The 16,649-nt window shown below is 58.9% G+C and carries 18 protein-coding genes; 6 read left to right on the forward strand and 12 right to left on the reverse strand.

The window, feature by feature from the left end; all coding sequences use genetic code 11:
- Positions 1–663: a thiol:disulfide interchange protein TlpA gene (gene tlpA / locus CLV41_RS08190; RefSeq protein ID WP_103221824.1), complete on the forward strand. Its 663-nt coding sequence runs from the start codon at positions 1–3 to the stop codon at positions 661–663.
- Between the two features lie 52 nt (positions 664–715).
- On the opposite strand, the gene CLV41_RS08195 is transcribed toward tlpA, so the two are convergent.
- The 12 genes from CLV41_RS08195 to CLV41_RS08250 form a co-directional block, all read right to left on the reverse strand.
- Positions 716–922, reverse strand: a complete 207-nt coding sequence (locus CLV41_RS08195; RefSeq protein ID WP_103221825.1) for a hypothetical protein — start codon at positions 920–922, stop codon at positions 716–718.
- Positions 923–1,008: 86 nt separating this feature from the next.
- Positions 1,009–1,269 carry a hypothetical protein gene (locus CLV41_RS08200; protein WP_146048537.1) on the reverse strand — a complete coding sequence of 87 codons (261 nt, stop codon included), beginning with the start codon at positions 1,267–1,269 and terminating at the stop codon, positions 1,009–1,011.
- Positions 1,270–1,569: 300 nt separating this feature from the next.
- Complete coding sequence (locus CLV41_RS08205; RefSeq protein WP_103221827.1) at positions 1,570–1,773, reverse strand: hypothetical protein; 204 nt, start codon at positions 1,771–1,773, stop codon at positions 1,570–1,572.
- Positions 1,774–1,849: 76 nt separating this feature from the next.
- A complete protein-coding gene (locus CLV41_RS08210) occupies positions 1,850–3,346 on the reverse strand; it encodes a class I adenylate-forming enzyme family protein (protein ID WP_103221828.1) in 1,497 nt (498 codons plus the stop codon).
- Between the two features lie 6 nt (positions 3,347–3,352).
- Positions 3,353–4,234, reverse strand: coding sequence for a 3-hydroxybutyryl-CoA dehydrogenase (locus CLV41_RS08215; protein ID WP_103221829.1), 882 nt, complete (start codon positions 4,232–4,234; stop codon positions 3,353–3,355).
- A 150-nt stretch (positions 4,235–4,384) separates the two neighbouring features.
- A complete protein-coding gene (locus CLV41_RS08220) occupies positions 4,385–5,317 on the reverse strand; it encodes an electron transfer flavoprotein subunit alpha/FixB family protein (RefSeq protein WP_103221830.1) in 933 nt (310 codons plus the stop codon).
- A 21-nt stretch (positions 5,318–5,338) separates the two neighbouring features.
- Entirely contained in the window at positions 5,339–6,088 is a 750-nt protein-coding gene (locus CLV41_RS08225) for an electron transfer flavoprotein subunit beta/FixA family protein (protein ID WP_103221831.1), read from the reverse strand.
- Between the two features lie 287 nt (positions 6,089–6,375).
- A complete protein-coding gene (locus tag CLV41_RS08230) occupies positions 6,376–7,068 on the reverse strand; it encodes a rhomboid family intramembrane serine protease (protein ID WP_103221832.1) in 693 nt (230 codons plus the stop codon).
- A gap of 39 nt (positions 7,069–7,107) precedes the next feature.
- Positions 7,108–7,683, reverse strand: coding sequence for a cob(I)yrinic acid a,c-diamide adenosyltransferase (locus tag CLV41_RS08235; protein ID WP_103221833.1), 576 nt, complete (start codon positions 7,681–7,683; stop codon positions 7,108–7,110).
- 37 nt (positions 7,684–7,720) lie between these two features.
- Positions 7,721–7,915 (reverse strand): twin transmembrane helix small protein, encoded by a 195-nt coding sequence (locus CLV41_RS08240; protein WP_103221834.1) that lies wholly within the window; start codon positions 7,913–7,915, stop codon positions 7,721–7,723.
- 65 nt (positions 7,916–7,980) lie between these two features.
- Positions 7,981–8,853 carry an SDR family oxidoreductase gene (locus tag CLV41_RS08245; RefSeq protein WP_103221835.1) on the reverse strand — a complete coding sequence of 291 codons (873 nt, stop codon included), beginning with the start codon at positions 8,851–8,853 and terminating at the stop codon, positions 7,981–7,983.
- A gap of 44 nt (positions 8,854–8,897) precedes the next feature.
- Positions 8,898–10,145: a ubiquinone biosynthesis hydroxylase gene (locus CLV41_RS08250; RefSeq protein WP_103221836.1), complete on the reverse strand. Its 1,248-nt coding sequence runs from the start codon at positions 10,143–10,145 to the stop codon at positions 8,898–8,900.
- A 132-nt stretch (positions 10,146–10,277) separates the two neighbouring features.
- On the opposite strand from CLV41_RS08250, the gene tesB reads away from it, so the two are divergent.
- From tesB to CLV41_RS08275, 5 genes are all read left to right on the forward strand, one after another.
- Positions 10,278–11,144 carry an acyl-CoA thioesterase II gene (gene tesB, locus CLV41_RS08255; RefSeq protein ID WP_103221837.1) on the forward strand — a complete coding sequence of 289 codons (867 nt, stop codon included), beginning with the start codon at positions 10,278–10,280 and terminating at the stop codon, positions 11,142–11,144.
- Positions 11,145–11,456: 312 nt separating this feature from the next.
- Positions 11,457–12,749, forward strand: coding sequence for a DNA methyltransferase family protein (locus CLV41_RS08260; RefSeq protein WP_103221838.1), 1,293 nt, complete (start codon positions 11,457–11,459; stop codon positions 12,747–12,749).
- Positions 12,742–14,838 (forward strand): sensor histidine kinase, encoded by a 2,097-nt coding sequence (locus CLV41_RS08265; RefSeq protein ID WP_103221839.1) that lies wholly within the window; start codon positions 12,742–12,744, stop codon positions 14,836–14,838. Before CLV41_RS08260 ends, CLV41_RS08265 begins: the two co-directional genes overlap by 8 nt.
- Before the next feature lies 1 nt (position 14,839).
- Positions 14,840–15,550, forward strand: coding sequence for a hypothetical protein (locus CLV41_RS08270; RefSeq protein WP_103221840.1), 711 nt, complete (start codon positions 14,840–14,842; stop codon positions 15,548–15,550).
- Complete coding sequence (locus tag CLV41_RS08275; RefSeq protein WP_103221841.1) at positions 15,547–16,533, forward strand: ComEC/Rec2 family competence protein; 987 nt, start codon at positions 15,547–15,549, stop codon at positions 16,531–16,533. Before CLV41_RS08270 ends, CLV41_RS08275 begins: the two co-directional genes overlap by 4 nt.
- The last annotated feature ends 116 nt before the right edge of the window (positions 16,534–16,649 follow it).

A 16,649-nucleotide genomic window follows, 5' to 3' on the forward strand; every position in this document is an offset into this window, starting at 1 on the left:
ATGACGAAGCCAACCGAACCCGCGAAACGCTCCGGACGCGGCCTTCTGGCCGCCGGGCTTGCAGGCGCCGTGGCTGCTGTAGCGGCTCTATACGTGATCGCCGGTCCCGATGGCAATATTGCAGGCGTCGAAACCTGCTCGGCCACTCTGGAGACCGCCGGGTCGGCGAAACCCTACGCTACCGGTGAGGTGGCCGCTTTCCTGCCCGCGAGTCAGCCGCTCGATCTCAAGAACCTGACCTTCATGGGACCCGATGGCGGCCAGGTCAGCCTCGCCGACTTCACCGGCAGGACCGTTCTTCTCAATCTGTGGGCGACATGGTGCGCGCCCTGCCGCAAGGAGATGCCTGCCCTGGACCAGCTTCAGGCGGATATGGGCGGTGAAAGCTTCGAAGTGGTTGCGGTCAATCTGGATCGCGGCGGACCGGACAAACCCAAGGCCTTCCTTCAGGAAATCGGCGTCAGCCACCTGACCTATTACCAGGACAGCTCGAACGGGCTCTTGAAAGACCTGAAAAAGGTCGCCCGCGCGACGGGCCTGCCGACGACCATCCTGGTCAGTCCGGAAGGCTGCGAGATCGGAACGATGTACGGCCCCGCCGAGTGGGCCTCGGGCGAGGCGAAGTCGCTTATCCAGAACATCGTGAAAAAACCGGCGGGCTGAACGCGCGCCGGCATATCTGCAGGTCCAGGGTCCGTACCCTGATGCGTAAAATTCAGACGGAAATATCGACCGCTTCGCCGAGGCCCGGGATCTTGCGGGTTTCGCGGCGCGTCTGTTCGCTTTCCTGCGCCTCGTCAAGGCGACTGGCCACCTGGCGTTCCTGTTCGTTCTGATCGCGAACGGCATTGGCCGCAAGCTGGCTGCGCGTGTCGGCAGCGCTGTAGGCGGCGGAAGAAGACGTTTCGGAAATACTCGACATAAACCGTACTCCTTTGGCGCGGTGAAGAGGTCTCACCGGATTTTGCTTGCCGAGAGCATCCTGCTCTCAACTGAAACCTGAATGCTCTAGACCGTGATATCGACCTGACCGCCGATTCCCTTTCCGGGATCCTGCGATTGCACGCGATTTTCCATCTGCTCGGCCTGCCGTGACAGGACCTCCGCGCGGCTGGAACTGAAATCGGCCTGACGTTTGACCGTTTCCGCCACGGCTTCAGACTGCCGGACCTTGATCGCTTCCGCCTGCGCGGCGGCCTTTTCCGTCCGCGCCGAACTCAGCGCGGGCTGATAAGCCTGAGATGTTCCATTCCCTATTGAAGCGGGCATGGTCATTCCAATCCCTGAAATTCGTTCAAAGGCTATTTTGCCTCAGACAACTGAATTCAAAGGTAAATTTGGAAATGAAACTCTTCACTTGATTGCAGGTATGTTGATGGAAGACAGAAAATTTGTGTAAACTTTTAAGTATTTTCAAACAATATATTGAAGCTATTCAATATCCCAGAACACATCCAGCGTGTTTTAATCATTCGTTCATATCCGGATTGAGGTGCCTGAACGCAAGCGGATGCCGGCCAAAGGACCCGGAACAGGGCTGGCCGTTAAGAATTCGAAGAAAGAAAGATGTCAGGCGGTTACGTCGACCCGGGTCCCGACGCCCGCGGACGGAGTTGCCTGGACCGCCTGAAGATTCTCAGCGCCTTCCTGCAGAAGGGCAACCAGGCTGGCGTCCTGCTCGGCCGCCATTTTCATCATCGCGGACTGCAACTGCTGACCCGTCTGGGCCTGAGTCATGGCGACATAGGTGTTGGCAATTCCGGCGCTGTCCATACCGAACGGGTTCCCCTGATTGGAGCCTGACCCTAGCTTTCAGCTCTTAAACAAGCGTTAACAAAGGCTTAGCTTTTCAATTCCGATCTTTGCCAAGCGCTTTCCGGCGCACCTTGCCGGAAGGCGTGCGCGGCAGTTGATCGACGACCCGGTAGGCCTTCGGACGCTTGTAGTCGGCCAGGGCGTTCCCCGCATGGGCAGCAAGACGATCCGCATCGAAGCTGTCGCGATCGCGCGGCACGACAAAAGCCGTGATCAGGCTTACGCCCGCGCGCGCCGCTACCGCGGTGACGGCTACCTCCAGGACTTGCGGATCCGCCGCCAGAACCCGTTCCACTTCTTCCGGTGCGACCCGGTAGCCGAAGGCGTTCATCAGATCGTCGGAACGCCCTTCATACCAGTAGTAGCCATCCTCATCCCGGCGGGCCCGGTCCCCGGTCAGGAACCAGTCCCCTCTGAAGGCCGCCGCCGTTTCCTGCGGCCGGTTCCAGTATTCCAGCATCAGGCCGGGCTCGTCGCGGTGAATGGCCAGAAGACCGGTTTCCTCCGGCGCCGCGAGGTTCGTGCCTGTATCAACGCCTTCTTTCAAGATAGCCACCTTGCGCCCGGCCTGGGGCTTTCCCGGCGATCCCGGTTTCACCGGAACATCCGGACCGCTGGAGAGATAGGTCGAAATCTCGCTCATGCCGAGCGCTTCATAAAGCTCCCGGCCGGACCGCTCTTTCCAGTCGCGATAGAGCGCGGCAGCGAGTGCTTCCCCGGCGGTCAGCCCGTGGCGCAGCGCGGGAAAGGCGCCTGTCGAGACTTCCCCGTATTTCAGGATCCGGCGGTAAAGGCTCGGAACGGCGGCAAAAAGACTTGCCCGGCTGGCCTCCAGGATCCGCGGCCAGATCTCCGGGTCGCGGGGACCGTCATAGACGATGCTGGTCGCGCCATTTGCCCAGGGGTCCATCAGTCCAACGCCGAGCGTGTAAGTCCAGTTGAACGCCCCCGCATGCAGCAGCCGGTCGGCGGATGAGATGCCGTACCAGCCCCGGTACATCGGCGCACGGGCCGCCGCTGTCCGATGCGCGTGCAGGACACCCTTCGGCGCACCGCTTGTTCCGGATGTGTAGATCAGAAAGGCCGGATCGTTCCGGCCGGTATCCGCGAAACCCGCCGGAGCGGACCGTTTCAGGGCATCGATGCCCTCGGGACCCAGAAAAGGAACATCCGTGCTCAGCGGCAACGCGGTCTTGCCGTCATGCAGCACCATCGACGCGCCGCAATCCTTCAGGATCGCCTCTGTCTCGGGGGATGTCAGCAGAGCGGACGTCGGCACCGGAACGAAGCCACCGGCGATCGCGCCGAAAAACAGCAGCGGAAAGTCGCTCGAATGCCCGATGCGCAGCAGAACCCGGTCCCCGGCCTGAAGCCCGGCGGCCGCAAGCCCTCCCGCGACCGACAGAACCGACCGCGTAAGCGCGCCGAAGGTATGGACTTCAAGAATTTTACCGCCCGGACCAACCACTTCCAGCGCCGTCTTGCCAGGATCGGCGGCGGCGCTGGTCAGACAGTACTTCGCAAGGTTCATCAGGTCTTATCGCGTCGGCACCGGTGTCTCGCCGCGATAGTCGTAAAATCCACGCTGCGTCTTGCGGCCGAGCCAACCGGCCTCGACATATTTCACCAGCAGCGGACACGGGCGGTATTTGGTATCCGCCAGGCCTTCATAAAGCACCTGCATGATCGACAGGCAGGTGTCCAGGCCGATAAAATCCGCCAGCTGCAGGGGGCCCATCGGGTGGTTCGCACCCAGACGCATCGCCTTGTCGATCGACTCGACCGAACCGACGCCTTCATAGAGCGTGTAGATCGCTTCATTGATCATCGGCAGAAGGATCCGGTTGACCATGAAGCCCGGGAAGTCCTCGGCAACCGCGACCTGCTTGCCGAGCCGATCGCAGAAACCCCTGGAGGCTTCGAACGTCTCGTCCTCGGTGGCGATGCCGCGCACCAGTTCCACAAGTTCCATCAGCGGAACCGGGTTCATGAAATGGATGCCGATGAAGCGTTCCGGACGATCGGTTGTCGCCGCGAGGCGGGTGATGGAAATCGACGAGGTGTTGGTTGCCAGAATGGCTTCCGGTTTCAGGATCGGGCAGAGCTGCGAAAAGATCTTCCGCTTGACCTGCTCGTTCTCAACCGCGGATTCGATCACCAGATCGGCATCGCTGACGAGATCGAGATCTTCGGCGGGCTTGATCCGGTCGAGTGCCGCCTTCCTTACTTCCTCGGTGATCAACGATTTGGAAACCTGGCGCGCCAGGTTGCCGTTGATCGAAGCCAGTCCCGACTCTATCCGCTCCATGGAAATATCGCTCAAGGCGACCTCATACCCGGCAAGCGCGCACACATGCGCGATGCCGCTGCCCATTTGACCCGAGCCAATAATGCCGACTTTTTTGATTTCGACAGCCATCCTGAGAATCCGATCTTTTGAAAAATACCCCGATCGCCGGCCCGACCGCCAGGTTGAGGCTATTTTTGGCAAGTCTTGCGCCGAACAGCAAGGACCCCGAAGCGAAAACTGTGATTCGCTACGGGGTCCGTGATGAATTTGCCGCAGGCTTTACTCCACGGCAGCTTTCAATTCCGGCAACACGTCGAACAGATCGGCGACGAGACCGTAGTCGGCCACCTGGAAGATCGGCGCTTCCTCATCCTTGTTGATCGCCACGATCACCTTGGAATCCTTCATGCCGGCGAGGTGCTGGATCGCTCCGGAAATGCCACAGGCAATGTAGAGATCCGGCGCGACGACCTTGCCGGTCTGCCCCACCTGCCAGTCGTTCGGAGCATATCCGGCGTCGACCGCCGCGCGGGAGGCGCCGACGGCAGCGCCGAGCGCGTCCGCCACAGGCATGATGACTTCCTGGAACTTTTCTTCCGATCCAAGCGCGCGGCCGCCGGAAATGATGATCTTCGCGGAGGTCAGCTCAGGACGGTCGGATTTGGAAAGTTCCTCGCCGACGAATTCCGACAATCCGGACCCGGCGGAAGCGGCAACGGTTTCAATGGTCGCCGAACCGCCTTCTTCCGCAGCCGCGAAAGTGGAGGTCCGCACCGTTATGACTTTTTTCGGATCGCCGGACTTGACGGTCTGAAGAGCATTGCCGGCATAGATCGGACGCTCGAAAGTGTCCGCATCGACAACGGCGGTGATGTCTGAGATCTGCATCACGTCCAGAAGAGCGGCGACGCGTGGCAGGGTGTTCTTGCCGTTGGCGGTCGCCGCAGCGACGATGGCATCGTAATCACCCGCCAGTCCGACGATCAGGTCAGCCGTCGGTTCGGCAAGCTGGTGCTCCAGATCGTCGCTTTCGGCGACCAGCACCTTGGACGCGCCGGCAAGTTTCGCCGCGGCTTCCGCGACGCCCTGAACGCCTTTACCAGCCACAAGAATATGGACATCGGAGCCCAGCGCAACGGCTGCCGTCAGGGCTTTGGCCGTCATATCGTTGAGAACGCCGCCGGCGTGTTCAGCCACAAGAAGTGTTGTCATTTTGGTTCTCCTGCAACGCCCTTAAAGGACACCGGCCTCGTTCTTGAGTTTGTCGACAAGTTCGCTGACGGAAGCAACCTTGATTCCCGCCTGGCGCGCAGGCGGTTCGGTTGTGGAGACAACGGTCAGCCGCGGCGAGACGTCGACACCGAAATCGTCAGGGGATTTCTCGTCTATGGGCTTCTTCTTCGCCTTCATGATGTTCGGCAGCGAAGCGTAACGCGGTTCATTGAGACGCAGATCCGTCGTGACGATTGCCGGCAGTTTCAGCTTGATGGTCTGCAGGCCGCCGTCCACTTCGCGGGTCACGTCGACGGTGCCTTCGCCGAGATCGACCTTCGACGCGAAGGTACCCTGGCTCCAGCCGAGCAGGGCCGCAAGCATCTGGCCGGTCTGGTTGCAGTCGTCGTCAATCGCCTGCTTGCCGAGGATCACGAGACCCGGTTCCTCGGCTTCCACGATCGCCTTGAGGATTTTGGCCACGGCCAGCGGCTCGGTGGTGGCATCGGTCTTGACCAGAATGCCCCGGTCGGCGCCCATTGCGAGGCCGGTCCTGAGCGTTTCGGTGGCCTGCTGCGGTCCAACGGATACGACGATGACCTCGGTCGCCTTACCGGCTTCCTTCAGCCGCAGGGCTTCTTCGACGGAGATTTCGTCAAACGGGTTCATGGACATCTTGACGTTCGCAAGATCGACGCCCGAACCGTCCGCCTTGACTCGGACTTTCACGTTGTAGTCGATGACCCGTTTGACGGGTACGAGGATTTTCATCTGGTCTCAACCTCTTGCTGGGCCGGCTTTCACCGCACCGCATTATCAGGCTCTCCGCCTCGGGGTAACTTAAAGGCACAAACGGCGGAAATGAGCCAATCGTGGCGCATGGCGGGCGACGGTACTGACCAGCACGGCGGCTGTCAATCGCGCTAATCGGTTTAACGCTGCAAATTGCCGCGCCAGGAAAATCACGCGTCGCATAGATGACAGTTCGCCCCCCGCGTCGGGACTGTCGGCCCCCGGAACCCTGGAAGACCCGGCGTCTCCCGTAATCCGGAAAATCTTCAGGCAATGTTCCTGTCGAACAGCCGAACGCCCTTGCGCCGGAAGACAACGACCAGGACCGCTCCGGCGATCAATCCGCCGACATGCGCGACGAAAGCCACCTGTCCTCCCTCCACCACGAAGGCGTTGACGACCTGGTAAAGAATCCAGGCGCCCAGCAGCCAGTTGGCCGTCAGCCTGAGCGGTATCCGGCCGAGGGCCAGCACCCAGATCTTCACGCGCGGGTGCAGCATCAGATAGGCGGCGACCACTCCCGATACGGCGCCTGACGCCCCGACCAGCGGCACTTCGGAGTTCATGTCGAGGATGGCATAGGCATAGCCGCCCGCGGCCGCGCAGATCAGGTAGAAAGCCAGGTAGCGGACATGTCCCATGGCGTCTTCGACATTGTCGCCGAATACCCACAGAAACAGCATGTTGCCAATAAGGTGCATGTACCCGCCATGCAGGAAGGCATAGGTCACGATCGACATCCATTCCGGCAGCATCTGAAGCTGCGGCGCGAGATCGCGAATATCGAAGAACACCGCCGGGATCAGCCCGAAGGAATAAGACGAGGCGCCCACGGCCTGCTGGTCGCCCGCTCCCTGATAGAACAGGAAAATCAGGACATTCGCACCGATGATCGTCAGGTTTACATAAGGATGCGGGATATGAACCCGCCGGTTGTGATCGTAAAGTGGAATGAACATCTGCCCCCCGGGCTTTCTGCGTTCCGCCCCGGTTGCCGCCTACCGGTTCTGGCCGGGCACCCACAGCACGTCCTGCCCGCCCTTGTCGTTCAGATAACGGGACGCGACGAAAAAATAATCCGACAGGCGGTTCATGTAGCGCACCGCGGCCGGATTGACCTTCTCTCTGGCGGCGAGCTCCACGATCAGCCGTTCCGCGCGCCGGGAGACCGTCCGGGCGAGATGCAGTTGCGCCGATGCGGCGCTCCCGCCGGGCAGGACAAAAGACCGCAGCGTCGACAGATCCGCATTCAGCGCGTCGATCGCCTGCTCGATGGCCTCCACCTGGGCATCCGTGACGCGCAGTGGCTCGTAGCCGAGATCCTTGTCCGTCTCCGGCGTCGCGAGATCGGCGCCGAGATCGAACAGGTCATTCTGGATACAGCCAAGAAAGGCATTGACTTCCGGTGCGGTTTCGCCGGTGTGCAGCCTGACAAGTCCGACAACCGCGTTGGTTTCGTCCACCGTGCCATAGGCATCGATCCTCAGATCGTTTTTCGGCCGGCGTTCCCCGGACCCGAGGGCGGTGGTGCCGTCATCGCCGGTCTTTGTATAGATCTTGTTCAGAATAACCATTGCACGCCTTCGCCCAAGTTTCCGTCAACGAATACCGTCAGCGGCTTCCGAAGAAATAGAGTCCGCCCATCACCAGGACGATAACCAGAAACTGCAACCCGACCCGCCAGCGCATGAGCATCTGAGAACGGTTCGCCGGTCCGTTGCGGAACATGTTCCAGATACCGAGCAGCAGCACAACAACCACGGCCGCCAACCCGGCCGGTATGAGAAAATTTACAATGTCAGCCATTTGTTATCCTTTTCAGCCCGGCGCCGGACCCAACCTGCGTTCCATGAACGCGGCATCCCGCGGAGCTACTCTTCGCCGTCGGCGGCCCATATACAGAAACGGTCAAGAAGACCCGTCGGCAACAGCCGTTTTGCCACAGCCATGACGGTTGTCGGAACAGTGACATGATAGCGCGCCCTGGGACGCCTTGCCTCCACCGCATGAACGAGCCGCTTGACGACCGCCTTCGGGTGCAACTTGAACGGTCCCGGTTCACCCGCTTCCATGCGTCGGCGGCGTTTTTCGTAGGTTTTCCGATGGACCGAGGAATTCAATCCGTCCTCGCCGATCCAGCGGTCGAAATTAACCAGGGCATTTTCGGTGAACTTCGTCGCGATCGGGCCCGGCTCGATCAGCGACACATGCAGCCCCGTCCCGGCCAGTTCCTGGCGCAATGTGTCCGAATAGGCTTCCAGGGCGAATTTGGAGGCGGTATAGGCACCGCGGTATTTCAGCGCCACCAGCCCGAGCACCGACGAACACTGCACGATGCGGCCGGAGCCGTTGGTCCGCATGGCGGGAACGAGTTGCCTCGTCAGGTCGTGCCAGCCAAAGAAATTCGCTTCGAAAAGGGCCCGCAGCGCTGCGGTCGGAAGGTCTTCCAGGGCCCCGGGCACCGCATAGGCGCCATTGTTGAAAACCGCATTGAGCTTACCGTCCGTCCTCTCGAGCACGGCATCGGCTGTCGCCCTGATACTGTCGGTGTCCTCATAATCCAGACGGTAGGCCTCGAACCCCGCGTCCAGCAGCCGGTCCACATCCTCCTGGGACCGGGCCGAGGCGAACACCCGCCAGTCGCGCCCGCGCAATATATGGCATGCGGCGGCTCCGATTCCGGAGGAACACCCCGTAATCAGTATGGATTTCGGTTCGGGAAAACTGTCGGGGTAACCACTCATTCAGAAAGAATCCGGCGGTGAAGTATCTCTGTCCCGAAGTCCTATCAGATTGGTTCCCCTGAAAGCAATTTCGGAACCGGCCCCGCAAAGCCCGCAGCTTCCCGGATAAACTGTGTCTTGAGGCCCGGCATACGGTCCACGAGACCGAGACCGAAGTCCCGCATGGCCCGCAGGAAATCGTTGTCGTTGGAAAAAAGCCGGTTGAGCACATCCGTGACGACACCCATCTGGAACGTGTCGAAACGCCGCCAGCGCTGATACCGCTCCAGAACATCGAGACCGCCCAGGTCCTGCCCGAGTCGGCGGGCGTCGACCAGAACCTCGGCAAGCGCGGCGACATCCTTGAAGCCGAGATTGAGACCCTGTCCGGCAATCGGGTGAATGCCATGCGCGGCATCGCCGATCAGGGCGAAACGCGGTTTCACGAAATCCCGGGCCAATTTCAGACCCAGCGGGTACGCCCGGCGCGGGCCCTCCACCTTGAGCGCGCCGAGGTGATGGCCGAACCGGCGCTCCAGTTCCAGCTCGAAGGTAAAATCGTCGGAGCGCACCAGACGGTCCGCATCCGCCGTCTTTTCCGTCCAGACCAGAGAAGACCGGTTGCCGGGCAGGGGCAGGATGGCGAACGGGCCGGCGGGCAGGAAATGCTCTTCCGCCCGGCCTTCATGCGGGCGCTCATGCGCGACCGTCGTCACGATGCCTGACTGGCCGTAGTCCCAGTTAACGGTGCGGATACCCGCCAGATCGCGGAGCCTGGAGCGCACGCCGTCGGCGGCTACCAGCAATCGGCTCTTCAGCAGGGAGCCATCTTCAAGCGTAATTTCCGCATGGTCCGGAAGCGTGCGGAACCCGTCGGCCGTCGCGGGCGCGAAGAAGGAAACACCGAGCTTCTTGGCCGCCTTGTAGAGCGCCGGCAGCATGACACCGTTGGGCATCATATGGGCGAAGGCTTCCCCTTCGGTGGCCTGGCCGTCGAAGGTCAGGAAAACCGGACGGACTGCATCCCTCAGCCGGCTGTCGGTCACGATCATCTCGTTGATCGGCTGGGATTCGGCCTCGATCTGCTGCCAGATGCCAAGCTGCGTCAGCATTCTTGAGGCCGCCGCGGCGATGGCCGATGCTCGCGGGTCCTTGTGGAGCTGATCCATCGGCTTGGGATCGACGACGGCGCATGTCAGGCCGGCATCGCCCTGCTTCAGCGCGACTGCCAGGGAAAGACCCACATAACCGCCGCCAACGATCACGACATCGAACATGTCCGCCGATCCGTCTGTCTTTGCCTTTTTGGCCATCGTCTTTATCTCCTTGCCCCCGCCTTCGCGAACGACATCTTGACTTTAACGTCATGTGACGTTCAAGAGTGCAGGTAAGGCCGGTCGACCCGGCTTCAATACCCGGCACTCTATCTAACAGGGATCGCGCCGATGAACAGGGCCATCGACAACCTTCTGCAGATACTCGACCTGGAACCGCTGGAGCGCAACCTGTTCCGTGGTCGCAGCCCCCAGGTCGGCTGGCAGCGTGTCTTCGGCGGCCAGGTCATCGGCCAGGCGCTTGTCGCCGCTTCCCGGACCGTGGTCGAGGACAGGCATGTTCATTCCCTCCACGGTTATTTCATGCGCCCCGGCGATCCGGAGGTGCCGATCATCTACGAGGTCGACCGGATTCGCGACGGAGGCAGCTTCACCACAAGGCGGGTGGTCGCAATCCAGCACGGCGAGGCGATCTTTTCCATGTCGGCGTCGTTCCAGGTGATCGAGGAAGGCCTCGAACACCAGAGCGATATGCCGCAGGTTCCCGCGCCCGAAGACCTGCCGAGCGAGCAGGAGCTGAAGGACAAATTCCTGACCATAGCGCCGGAAAACATCCGCCGCTATTGGGAGCGGGAACGGCTGATCGAGATGCGGCCGGTCGACATGACCCATTATTTCAGCAAGAAGCCCCTGCCGCCGCAGCAATATGTCTGGGTCCGGGCCAGCGGGCCGCTGCCGGATGACGAACGCATCCACCAATGCGTCCTCGCCTATGCCTCCGACATGACGCTGCTGGACACCTCGCTGTTTCCCCACGGCACATCGGTTTTCAGCCCGAAGATCCAGGCCGCCAGCCTCGACCATGCCATGTGGTTCCACCGCCCGTTCCGCGCGGACGACTGGCTGCTCTACGCAACGGACAGCATGTCTTCCTCCGGATCGCGCGGCATGAACCGCGGCGCGCTCTACACCAGAGACGGCACCCTCATCGCCTCCACCGCCCAGGAAGGCCTGATCCGGCTGCGCCGGAAAGAGTGAGGGGCAGGACGAGAAGAGCGGTTCTCCGGTGGGATTTGCGACCGATAAGGTTATTGGTAGAACTGTGGCGGGGTGTCCGGTTTGCGCCCCAAAGTCGGTCGCTCAGATCTCCGGAGGTAAAACTGAACCTGTCCTACTAATTGGCTTAAAATTTTAGGCGATTGCATATCCTAACGTGTTCGGTGAGAATCCACCAAGCTGTTGCGTTAAGTTGAAGCGCGTTGCTATATGCAAATAATAGTGAGATTTTGGAAACGGGGGTACTGATCAGCCGGACGCAACCTCCTGTTACCCGTGGATTACAGAGGCGGGATGATGGTTGAATTAACCCCGATATTTCGGGATTTCGTCACTGGAGCAGAAAAATTAGTCTTCGGTGAGTACGAGCTTGAGGGGGCCTCCGTCGAAACTGAACCGCTGCTCAATGGAGTACCTTACAAAATCCACCGGCAAAGTTACGATGTTGAGCATCGACGGGCCGCAGGTACATTCTTCACTGGAAGCGCGAAATCCAGGCAGATTGCGTATCAGTTACATAAGGCGCTTCCCGCTGGAGGCTTAGTCATGGATCCCACCTGTGGGATTGGTGACCTACTTTTGGCTTATGCGGAGCACCTCCCGCTAGAGGCCACTTTGCACCAGACCCTAGTTACATGGGGCGAGCAGCTGTCGGGAATTGATCTCGATGCCGACTTCGTGCGGCTGACAAAGGCTAGACTTGTCCTTCTAGCGCGACTTAGAGGCGGGTTCACCGGCAAGATTGATGACATTGACAGAATTTTCCCCCAGATCCGCGTAGGTGACATGGTGCAGGCAAAGCGCGAGGTGGGAGAACCAGATGGGTTTCTCTTCAATCCTCCCTTCGGTATCGTGAAGGACGTCGACGAATGCACATGGTCGGCCGGATCGACAAATGCCGCGGCACTTTTTCTCGCCGAATTGGTCAAGCACAAGAAAGTTTCCGCTCCGATTTCCGCGATCTTGCCAGAAGTGCTGCGGTGCGGTTCGCGTTACGCGGCCTTTCGAACTCATCTCGAAAATCTGGGCGTTTGGGGAAATTACAAATCGCTGGGCCGCTTCGACGCGTGGACGGATGTCGATGTGTTTTCAACCCTTATCGTGCCATCTCAAAAGGGAAAGATTTGGGACAACAGGTGTGGAGCTCAGGACGACATTCGTGTCGGTGATATGTTCCGTGTACATGTGGGTGCGGTAGTCCCGCATCGCCATCCGAAAAAAGGGGGGTGGCAGCGCTACATCTGTGCCAAGACGACACCGAAATGGAGCGACGAATTCGAGCCAAGCGTCAGTCGGCGGTTTAGTGGGACAGTCTTCAAACCGCCTTTCGCGGTCGTCCGTCGCACGTCCAGTCCTAGCGACCGCAACCGGGCAGTCGCCACCGTCATAGTCGGAGACCGGACGGTAGCGGTCGAAAATCACCTACTGGTCCTGTTGCCTATGGATGATAACGTTGAAAGCTGTCGGCGGTTAGTGCAGGTCCTGGCTTCGGACGCGACGAATACGTTTTTGAATGCTGAGATACGGTGCCGGCATTTGACCACCGGGATCGTCGCGCAAATTCCATGGGTCGTGCCCGATGACTGATCATCTCAAATTCTCCCCAGACATACTGCGACGGCTCGGGGAAGAGCTTGTACCTGATATCGACCAGGGTATCGTCGAGCTGGTCAAGAACGGCTATGATGCTGATGCTACGACATGCAAGATCACACTCGCAGACCCAATGTCTGGCAATGGCTCTATCGCGATTATTGATGATGGCATAGGGATGACTGGTAACCAGATCCGGAAGGGCTGGCTGGTCATCGGTCGATCCGACAAGGCGAAGGGTGCTCTCACTTCAAAATTCAAGCGTGTTCCAGTCGGAGATAAGGGGCTGGGCCGGCTTGCTGCTCTCCGGCTGGGAAACCGCGTTATATTAACCACACGGCCAGCCTCAGAGCCGGGCAAGCAATATTCGACTTCCCTAGATTGGCTCGAATACGAGAAGGCCGATGTCGTCGAGGACGTGGCCTTAGCGATAGCCGAAACCGAGACCGATCTCCCGCATGGGACTGAGATTCGGATAGAGGGAATCGAAGCCAGGATAACGCGCACCACGGTGAACAAGCTGGCGCGCAGCTTGCTATTGCTCTCAGATCCGTTCGCACGCTTCGACGACCAGCTGTCAAACGGCAGACTGAAATCCACAAAGCGCTCTAGAATAATCGATCCCGGCTTTTCCGCCAATCTTCTGACTATGGAGTTCAAGGATCTCCAAGCGAAGGTTGGAAAATCGTACTTCTCAGATGCTGAGTACCGCATACAAGCCGAACTCCACGCCAACGGCAACGCCACCTTCCGGATCATGGATTGGAAGGGCGAGATAGTCCATGAAGCCATGGCAGGCGACACATTCCACGCTCCCCCCTTTACATTCGATCTGTGGGTCTTTGTCCTCAGCAAGGATAGCTTTTCGACCCGATCATCGACCCTATCCGAGGTTCGCGACTGGCTCGCTGAACTTGGGGGCGTGCATGTCTACGAGGATGGAATTCGTGTTCCGCCTTACGGGGGAGAGGAAAACGATTTTCTCGGCCTAAACCTCCGTCGAGTACGCAGTCCCGAAGTACGGCCATCGACCAATACTTCGGTGGGACGAATAAAGATCAATAACACTGATGGCTCGCTGATCCAGAAGACGGATAGGATTGGCTACGTCGAGAATTACGCATTTGGCGAACTCAAGAGAGCTTGCGGCGAAGCGTTGGACTGGGCAGCGCGCATCTTGCTGAAGGAGCGCGAACGGAAGCGCGAAGCAGATAAGCAAAGTAAGAAGGAAAAAGCCGCGAAAGCGACGAGCGACCTAGAACGCGTCTTGAGCAAGAATTTCAAACCGACCGAGCGCAAGAAGGTTGACAAGGCAATCCAGAGCTATGTGAAGGCAACAGAGAAGGAGGCGGATTCCCTTCGGGAGGACCTCGAACTTTATCGGAGTCTGGCAACTGCTGGGATGATTTCGGCCGTTTTTGCGCACGAGATCGGCAAGCCCCTTGGGCTCATCGATAATGCAATTAAAGGACTGATCCGGCTCGTTCCCGACGAAGATCAGCGCAAGGCAAATGCTCGGGTTGGACGCATCCAGACGTCTAGGACTCGCCTAAGTTCCTTCGTCAGCATCCCGTTGCGGCTACTGAGCAAGCACAAGCGCCGCACCGGCAGGATCGATGTCAATAGATGCATCGGCAGCATGGTCGAGATGCTGGAACCGATCTCAGCTAATTATGACACGTTGATAACCTTCAAACCAAGCGAAACGGGGCTCTTCGTAAACGGCACCGAGGCATTGCTCGACGGTATAATTATCAATTTAATCCTCAATTCTTTCAATGCCTTTCTGCGGGACAATTTCGAGCAGGACAAGCGCAGAATTAAGATCGAAACATGGTCTGACACTACCAATATCCTCATCCGGATCGAGGACAACGCGGGGGGCATCGATGGCGTCTCGGTGGAGGATATCTGGTTGCCCGGCGTGACCACTGTAGCCGATGGAACGGGCTTTGGACTGACCATAGTCAGGGACTCAATTAAGGACCTGAACGGCACCATCCGTGTCGATCCGATAACGGATTTTGGAGGCGCCCGCTTTACGATCTCATTGCGACCGATGAGAGAATTATTTGGGAGGTGACATGCTAGGCACCGTTGAGTTTCCAGATATCGAACCACCGCGGTTTGTCACGATAGTTGACGATGATCCCGAGGATCGGGAAGATTTGATGGACCAACTTCGCGATCACAACATTGAACCGAGAGCTGTCGACGGCCGGTATGGCAGTGACATCGATCGGTTGATCGCCGATGTCCGCGCGACCGGCAGCCCATTCGTGATCTGCGATCACCGGCTGCAGATCAAGAACCTAGCATCATTCAACGGATCAAGTGTTATCAAGGCGCTCGGCTTGTCGAAACACCCTGCGATGCTTCTGACCATGTACCAATCGACTAACCGTCTGGAGTTGCGAGAAGCGCGCGCCGACGTGCCAGTTGTTGTGAGCCGTCACGACTTTGACGTGAGCCAGCTGGGCACCTACGCCGAAATCTGCCGGAGAGAATTCGCAAATGACCCTGTGGACGCGCGGCGAGCACATCGCACGCTTATCGGCATTAAGGGGATCAATCGCACTTACAATCACACTGAACTCTATGTGACCATTCCAAACTGGCGACCCGATGATGCTATTATCCTTCCGGTGGCATGTATCGCTAGCGATCTCGTTCCGCAGCTCGAGGTCGGAGACTACCTCCTAGGCGATGTGAACGTGGGGGCGAAGGAAGAGGATGACCTTTTCTTCAAGAACGTGAACGAAATCATGAAAGCCAACGAGGTAACCGGATCATGAGCGACGTCGTTGTTTTCGATGTCGCGCACGGTAATTGCAGTCTTGTGAGGTCTCAAAGCGCTTATTGCGTAGTCGACGCGCCGCTCGGGGCGCTGCTGCTCAACACGCTCGAAGACATGGGAATATCGTGCATCGACGTGGCGTTCATCTCCCATGCCGACAAAGATCATATCGCCGGGGTCATAGGCTTGCTTTCGAGCGCGACAATCCAGCTCAAGAAGCTTTACCTCAATCCCGACTCCCAGAAACGAACGAAAATATGGCGCGATCTTCTGGCGGCCGTAAGCGTAGCCGAACGCCAGGGTAGTTGCGAAGTGATCTCGACATTGACGACGACAATGCCGGGGACGGTGACGGTCGGCGACGTTGTGATCCACGTCGAGGCGCCTTCAGCCTCATTTGCCCTCGCCGGATCGGGGTCCGTAGATACGCAGGGTAGGCATATCACCTCGAATTCGATATCAGCGCTGTTGCGGCTGAAGCAGGGAGACAGACCGGGTATCCTGCTTGCCGGTGATATCGATGAAGTGGGTCTCGACGATGCGCTTAATTATGATCGAGACCTGACAGCACAAACACTGGTATTTCCCCACCATGGAGGTCTTCCCGCCTCTTCGGATACGACAGCGTTCGTGGATAAGATTATGAGCGCAGTGAACCCGTCGCTGGTCATCTTCTCCAACGGAAGGGGAAAACATGACAACCCCCGGCCAGAAATCGTTTCACCGGTTGCTCGAAAACGCTGCGCGATCGCGTGTACTCAACTTGCCGGGAGATGCAGCAAATCGCCGATTTTCAACCTTGGTCACTTGGAACCGCATAGGGCCTACGGCCAGCCCACAGGTGCCAGCTGCGCCGGGTCCATGACGCTCGATCTGGCTGAGCACGGCCGCCGCCCCGCGTCCTATGAACGAGCGCATCAAAAGTTCATTGATGATTTGGTTGAGACACCCATGTGCCGTGTTCCGCGACTAGATAAATGAACGACAGCTCTTAATGGGCTGTTTCAGGTAGTTACGCCGTAGCGATCCTGCCGGTGGGAACGGCTCGACATTCAAGTAGCACTGTGCTGCAGCTTTCCAACCACAAAAAACAGAAA

It is taken from the genome of Roseibium marinum (genome assembly GCF_002906165.1).
Lineage (GTDB): Bacteria > Pseudomonadota > Alphaproteobacteria > Rhizobiales > Stappiaceae > Roseibium > Roseibium marinum.